The sequence below is a fragment of the Bradyrhizobium sp. Ken01 genome (assembly GCF_055807355.1).
This window is the reverse complement of the sequence record NZ_JBVVPC010000104.1, coordinates 1-7,086: the sequence shown is the minus strand read 5'-3', so window position 1 is coordinate 7,086 and position 7,086 is coordinate 1. Positions and strand designations below refer to the sequence as shown.

Annotated in this window: 5 protein-coding genes and 1 pseudogene; 4 read left to right on the top strand and 2 right to left on the bottom strand. The window is 59.9% G+C overall.

The window, feature by feature from the left end; translation table 11 throughout:
• A partial coding sequence (locus AC0L3S_RS38615; protein WP_473285123.1) for a phosphoenolpyruvate carboxykinase (ATP) occupies positions 1-992 on the bottom strand: 992 nt, incomplete at its 3' end.
• 936 nt (positions 993-1,928) lie between these two features.
• Positions 1,929-2,210: pseudogene (locus AC0L3S_RS38610) on the bottom strand (transposase); the annotation flags it as partial.
• Positions 2,211-2,502: 292 nt separating this feature from the next.
• Between AC0L3S_RS38610 and gmd the strand changes: the two are divergent.
• The 4 genes from gmd to AC0L3S_RS38590 form a co-directional block, all read left to right on the top strand.
• Entirely contained in the window at positions 2,503-3,573 is a 1,071-nt protein-coding gene (gene gmd / locus AC0L3S_RS38605) for a GDP-mannose 4,6-dehydratase (RefSeq protein WP_473285121.1), read from the top strand.
• Positions 3,554-4,486, top strand: a complete 933-nt coding sequence (gene fcl / locus AC0L3S_RS38600; RefSeq protein ID WP_473285119.1) for a GDP-L-fucose synthase — start codon at positions 3,554-3,556, stop codon at positions 4,484-4,486. Before gmd ends, fcl begins: the two co-directional genes overlap by 20 nt.
• A 1,479-nt stretch (positions 4,487-5,965) precedes the next feature.
• On the top strand, positions 5,966-6,973 hold the full coding sequence (locus AC0L3S_RS38595) for an NAD-dependent epimerase/dehydratase family protein (RefSeq protein ID WP_473285117.1): 1,008 nt from the start codon (positions 5,966-5,968) through the stop codon (positions 6,971-6,973).
• Between the two features lie 24 nt (positions 6,974-6,997).
• A partial coding sequence (locus AC0L3S_RS38590; RefSeq protein ID WP_473285125.1) for a sugar phosphate nucleotidyltransferase occupies positions 6,998-7,086 on the top strand: 89 nt, incomplete at its 3' end.

The following is a 7,086-nucleotide window of genomic DNA, read 5'->3' as shown; positions in this document are numbered from 1 at the left end:
ATGAATTCGAGCGGATAGGCCGAGCGGGTGTTCTCGGTCTTGGAGCCGTCGTCGAAGTCGACCACGCGGGTGTCTTCATCGAGCACGCAGTTCTCGAGCACGGCGCCAAAGCGCGTCGAGGCGGCGTAGATCTCGGGCTCGGCTTCCTGCGACAGCTTGATGCACTTGGCATAGCATCCGCCTTCGAAGTTGAAGACGCCGTTCGGGCCCCAGCCGTGCTCGTCGTCGCCGATCAGCGTGCGGTTCGGATCGGCTGACAGCGTGGTCTTGCCGGTGCCGGACAGGCCGAAGAAGATCGCAGCATCACCCTTGGCGCCGACATTGGCCGAGCAATGCATCGGCATCACGCCCCGCTCGGGCAGATAGTAGTTCAACGTGGTGAAGACCGACTTCTTCATCTCGCCGGCATAATAAGAGCCACCGATCAGCACGATCTTGCGGGCGAAATCGATCGCGACGACGTTCTCCGACTTGCAGCCATGGCGCTTCGGATCGGCGCGGAAGCTCGGCATGTCGATGATGGTGAGCTCGGGCACGAACGCCGAGAGCTCGAGCGCCTCGGGGCGGATCAGCAGCGTGCGGATGAAGAGCGAGTGCCAGGCGAGTTCGGTGAAGACGCGGGTCTTGATGCGATAAGCCGGATCGGCGCCGCCATAGAGGTCCTGCGCGAACAGCGACTTGCCTTCGGCGTGCTTGAGGAAGTCTTGGTAGAGCGTCTCGAACTGCTCTGCGGTGATCGACTGGTTGCCGGCCCACCACATCTTCTTGTCGGTGGTGGCGTCACGCACCGTGAACTTGTCCTTGGGGCTGCGGCCGGTGAACTCGCCGGTGTCGGCGCAGAGCGCGCCATCGGCCGACAGCACCGCCTCGCCCGCGGAGAGCGAGTGTTGATAGAGTTGCGGCGCACCGAGGTTCCAGTGAACCTGCTTGAGATTCTTTAAGCCGAATTTGTCGGCGCCGAAGGCACCGTTGCGCACGCCAAGATTCTTCATCAGGTACACACTCGCAATCAACGCCTCAAAAAAAGAACAAAACAAAGGTACGACGGCAAAAATCATGCCAGTCTAGTGGACAACTGCCGCTGCAACCAAAATGCTGAAACAGTTACGGAAAGTTGCACGACAATAGAAACATCCTAGCACAGCCGACAAATCGCTCAAGAGGCCGATCTGAGAGCCGAAACAGGAAGGTATCGTGACTGCGACTGCCACGTCGCCACGATGGTGCCGCTCCGCAGGGCATATGCAAAAGCCGCAGGCTGGAATGCTCTGAGCATCCCGAACGCTTCGTGCACTCACTTTGTACTTTGAAAAACTTACATTTCACAAGGGCATCCTGCTGTGTTCAGTTCAGGGTCTAAATTCTGTCAAGACTCATAGTTCTAATATGCTTGCGTACTTGCGAATGCGAGGTCCAGATTGCCTTCCCCGATGCAGCTAACTCTCTTGCACTTATGCCAATAGTGGATTCACGCGACCTAAATGTTTCTGCCGAGGAAGAGGATGGCCAACAGAAGCTTCCGCGGTCAGTTCATGGACGTCGGCGCCTATTTGCTGTCATCTGGGCGATAGCCGTAACCGTAGCATCTCTTGCTTGGCTATATCTAATTGCGGCTGCAACGTGGGCGGTGGCTAGCAAACTTCTGTTCTAGATCCAGTGCGAGCAGTCGAATTTGCGGCATTCGCTTTCGAACAGATTGTGGTCTCCGTTGCAAAGGCCTAGATCTTTCCGTTCTTGCAGGGATATCGAACGGGAGAGCGTGCCCTGGCGTGCTGTAGCTGGCGGGTCACCGTTCTCGCCGGCGAGAGCCGGGCTGATCAGCGGGGGATAGCCGGAAGGCTAACGATCGGAGCATTGTTCGATGGCGCGATGGATTCCAAGTTATCGTCGACCGAGTTGATTGAAACGACCTGCACTTAGGCTTCCTAGAGCGCCGCGGTGAGCGCCTTCTCGGCCACGTCGCGCGGCTTCAGGAAGCCCGGGAAGTAAGAGCCGTTGGGCCGCTTGGGAATGCGCAGCTCGACTGCGCCGGCGCGGGTCTCCTAGATCCGCTCCCAACAGCCCTTGCGCTGGGTCAGGCGTTCGGCAGTTATCTCGCCGTAAGCCGCCCCGGTTTGGCCTCCCACTTCCGGCTCCATCAGAAGCTGAGCGGCAAAGCCGATCATCTCGCGCAGCAGATCGGCGTCGGTCAAGATGCTCAAGAAGACCATCGCCAGGCTCGCGACCGAAAGCTGCTGCCAATCAGGCCGGCGACGTTCTGGAAACGGGTTCGACTTTTCACTCTCCGGTTTTGCGCCGTCGATGTGATCGCGGACGGCCTCGGCCGCTTCCTCGCATCGAACCTGAAGCACCACGGCGACTGAACCGGTGGCCGGCGATACATCCGTGTTGCCCGGGAAGGCTGCGGTTCGCTCGCTTTTCGCCTTCAGGGACCTTGCCACGGCACGCGAACGGTGGTTATCCGTTCTTTGATTTCCTTTAGCAGGAACCAAGGCATAAGGCATGGCTGAGCGGATCGCTCTCATCACCGGTGTGACCGGCCAGGACGGCGCCTATCTCGCCGAATATCTGCTGTCGCTCGGCTATGTCGTGCACGGCATCAAGCGGCGCTCCTCCTCGTTCAACACCGCGCGGGTCGATCATCTCTACCAGGACCCGCATGTCGGCAACGTCCCGTTTTTGATGCACTACGGCGACATGACGGATTCGACCAATCTGATCCGTCTGGTACAGCAGATCCGACCGACCGAAATCTACAATCTCGCTGCCCAAAGCCACGTCGCCGTCAGCTTCGAAAGCTCAGAATACACCGCCAATGCCGACGGCATCGGCGTCCTGCGCCTGCTGGAAGCGATCCGCATCCTCGGCATGGAGAAGGAGACGCGGTTCTACCAAGCCTCAACCTCGGAGCTCTACGGTCTCGTCCAGGAGATCCCGCAGAAGGAGACGACGCCGTTCTATCCGCGCTCGCCTTACGGCGTGGCAAAGCTTTACGGCTACTGGATCACGGTGAACTACCGTGAGGCCTACGGCATGTTCGCGAGTAATGGCATCCTGTTCAACCACGAAAGCCCGATCCGCGGCGAAACCTTCGTCACCCGCAAGATCACGCGCGCTGTCGCCCGCATCGAGGTCGGGCTGGAGGAGACGCTCTATCTTGGCAATCTCTCGGCCAGGCGCGACTGGGGCCATGCGCGCGACTATGTCGAGGGCATGCACAAGATCCTGCAGGCCGACAAGCCCGACGATTTCGTGCTCGCCACCGGCGAGATGCACTCGGTGCGAGAGATGGTCGAACTCTCGTTCGCGCAAGTCGGCCGCCGCATCGCATGGTGCGGCGAGGGCGTCGAGGAGACCGGCGTCGACATCAAGACCGGCAAGACGGCGGTGAAGGTCGATCCGACCTATTTCCGCCCCACCGAGGTCGATCTTCTAGTTGGCGATGCCAGCAAGGCGCGCGAGGTGCTTGGCTGGGCGCCGAAGCGGAGCTTTGCAGAGCTGGTCGCAGAGATGATGGCGAGCGATCTGGCGGACGCAAAACGGGACGCGGCGAGTGGCAAACGCACCGTTTGAGCTGAGAGGCAAGAGCGTCTACGTCGCCGGCCATCGCGGCATGGTTGGCAGCGCGCTTGCGCGCCGGCTCGAACGGGAGGACGTCAGGCTCGTCACGGTGGACCGGCGTGAGCTCGATCTGTGCAACCAGGCGGCGGTGTTCGACTGGTTCGCGAGGACGCGGCCGCAGGTGATCTTCCTCGCCGCCGCCAAGGTCGGCGGCATCGTCGCTAACAGCACGCTGCGGGCAGAATTCATCTACGATAACATCGCGATCGCGACCAACGTGATCCAGGCCGCGCATCAGAACGGCGCCGAGAAGCTGATGTTTCTGGGCTCGTCCTGCATCTATCCGAAAATGGCGCCGCAGCCATTGCGAGAAGATTCTGTCCTGACTGGTCCGCTGGAGCCGACCAACGAGCCCTATGCTATTGCCAAGATCGCCGGGATCAAGATGGCTGAGGCCTATCGCAGCCAGTACGGACGCGACTTCATCAGCGTGATGCCTACCAATCTTTACGGTCCTGGCGACAATTATCACCCTGAATATAGTCACGTCGTCGCCGCCCTGATCCGTCGCTTCCACGAGGCCAAGGTTTCGGGCGCGAAGAGCGTCATTGTGTGGGGCACCGGCACGCCGCGGCGCGAGTTCCTTTATGTCGACGACATGGCGGATGCCTGCGTGCATCTGATGAAGACATATTCGAGCGCCGAGTTGGTCAACATCGGTACTGGCGAGGACATCACGATCGCAGAGTTCGCGCGTGTCGTGGCCACTGTCGTCGGTTACCGCGGCGAAATCAGTTTCGATAGCTCGCGGCCCGACGGAACGCCGCGCAAGCTGCTCGACGTCAGCCGGCTAGCCGAGCTCGGCTGGCGCGCGACGACACCGCTTCACGACGGCTTGAAGCACGCATATGCGGCTTACCTCTGAATTTGTAGGCTGCAGGGAGCTGGGCAAGGGCTATTCGTGCCGGCTATGCTGCCGCGATCGTCTCTGCGGCAACAGTGAAGCGGTCATGCCGATCCGGATAATCCCAGCGAGCCGACCACACCTTCAGTCGCGACCCCTGGCTTCGGGGACATGATAAGTTTCAGATCGTCGTCCGGCGAATAGTCCGTGCGCATTTGTAGATGACTGAGGCCAGTCAATAGGGGCTGCGTCGCTCGATGGGTGCGAAAAGTGCCTCGCGCGCCACTTGTCCGCAAGCAACCAAGGCATCTGCCCGTCACGGCATGGGCTCTTACCGCACGGCGAATGACCGCGTATGGCGGCAGAATGAATTGATCGAATCGCCTTCGAATACGCTCTTGCCATCGACCATGTTAAGCAAAATGCAGTCGGGCGGGAAGCGAACTAGCTGCCAAGGCATCCAGCCAATCGCCCTAACCAAATGGTTGTAGGCGACAGCACCGGAGACGAGGGAAGGACTAATCGAAAACTTACGGCCTCGTAGGCATCTGCGGCTTGGCGTGCTCGATCCAAGACTGCAGTAACTTCGGCGGGCCGGCAGCCACGACCGATCATTTCGCGCAACTCCCGCTCGTCGCGGAAGTTCAGGCTTTATGATCTAACAGCAGTCGTTGCCCCTCTACGCTTCTGCTATTCTCCTTGAAATCGTTTGGAGCGATACCGGTTCCGGGCGCCTACTTCCTTCAAGACAGCGGGTGCACTCCGCAGAAAGGCGGGCCTCAAAGTTGGGTGGCTTAGTGTTCTTAGAACTCTTGGCGTCGCAACTGCGTATGAGATTCCTGCTCATTGTTCTCGCCTATCGGGCGTGTTCAATGCTCTGTTCTTTCCCTGTTACGTGTTTTGATATTCCCTGATACTTTCGCGCGCGAGCATCGTCACTCTCGAGTTTTGCTGAGGTTTTCCGGTCTTTCGGCTTGGAGCCACCCGACTATGTGCCATCCTTTCGCTGTTTATTTCCCTGATTGCAGGGAAATAGGTTGCCGCCGATGTGATCCGTGCAAAGGTCGGATCGCCCGCGAGGTTGGGAGTTGAGTGAGGAAATTCACCGAGCTTTGGAGCGGCCGCCTCACCGCGACCATCGACGCCCACGGCGCCTAGGTGTGCTGGCTTAAGCAGAGGTACTGCGCTGAGTTCGTCTGGCAGACGGAGGGGCCTGGCCGCGTCCTGCGCCGAATGCCGTCAGGCGCTGATCGTTCGGTGCTCTCCGGGAACACTTGTTGAAGGACTTTCCGGGCAGGCGGGAGCCTTTTGTGGACGCGCATCTGATGTTGCGTCGTCAGGCAACGGACGCCCCAGTCTGGTTAACTTGGAGAGGCTGACATCCGAAGCGCCCGGCATTAAGCTTGCCGATGCGAGGGGGCTGTTCTCCAATGCTGAACCCTTGCCTCTACCGGTTCAGTCTGGCAATGCGGTATATGAGGACGAACAACGGAGTTTATTTTGGCCCCCGTGGTGGTTACCGGCGCTGCCGGCTTCATCGGCATGCATGTCTGTGAGCGCTTGCTTGCGCGCGGGGAACGAGTTGTCGGCATCGACGCAGTAACGCCTTACTATGATACGGCGCTCAAGCGCGCTCGCCTCGAGATGCTCAAGCATGATGCCTTTACATTCCACGAGATCGATCTTGCCGACTTCGCTGCGGTGACGCGTGTGTTCGACGAGGTCGCGCCCGACCGCGTGGTGCACCTTGCGGCGCAGCCCGGCGTGCGCGCGTCGATCGACGATCCCATCGCCAGCATCCGCGCCAATTGTGATGGCTTCGTCACCGTGCTCGAAGCCGGCCGGCGCCATGGTCTGGTGCATCTTGTCTACGCCTCGTCGAGCTCCGTGTATGGCGCCAATCGCACCTTGCCGTATTCGACCGAGCATTCGGTCAATCATCCGGTCAGCCTCTATGCCGCGAGCAAGAAGGCCAACGAGCTGATGGCGCACACGTTCGCGCATGTTCACAAGCTGCCCGTGACCGGTCTTCGTTTCTTCACGGTCTATGGTCCATGGGGTCGGCCCGATATGGCCGCCTGGCTCTTCACGCGCGCGATCTTTGCGGGTGAGCCGATCAAGCTTTTCAATCATGGAAATATGTGGCGCGATTTCACTTACGTCGACGACATCGTCGAGGGCGTGATCCGCACCCTCGATCGCCCCGCGACACCGAATCCCGCGTGGAACGCCGAGCAGCCGGAAAACTCGTCGAGTGACGCGCCGTATCGCGTCTACAACATCGGCAACAATTGCTCGGTCAATTTGATCGAGTTCGTCGAGACACTGGAGAAGATCATCGGCAAGCCCGCGATCCGCACGCTTTTGCCGATGCAGGCCGGCGACGTGCTTGAGACGCGCGCCGACATTTCGGCCCTGCAACGCGACGTCGGCTTCACGCCCTCGACGCCGCTGGCGGATGGCTTGGGCCGCTTTGTCGACTGGTATCGAAATTATCACCGCATATAAACCCCTCTCTTGAGTAGCTCACACGTGTCCCAAAAAATTATCCCCCTGATCATGTGCGGCGGTGCCGGAACGCGGCTGTGGCCGGCTTCGCGCGAGGTGCGCCCCAAGCAGTT

What these genes read in the sequence shown, in the direction of transcription:
- gmd (WP_473285121.1), top strand. Translation starts at nt 2,503, where the DNA reads ATGGCTGAGCGGATCGCTCTCATCACCGGTGTGACCGGCCAGGACGGC.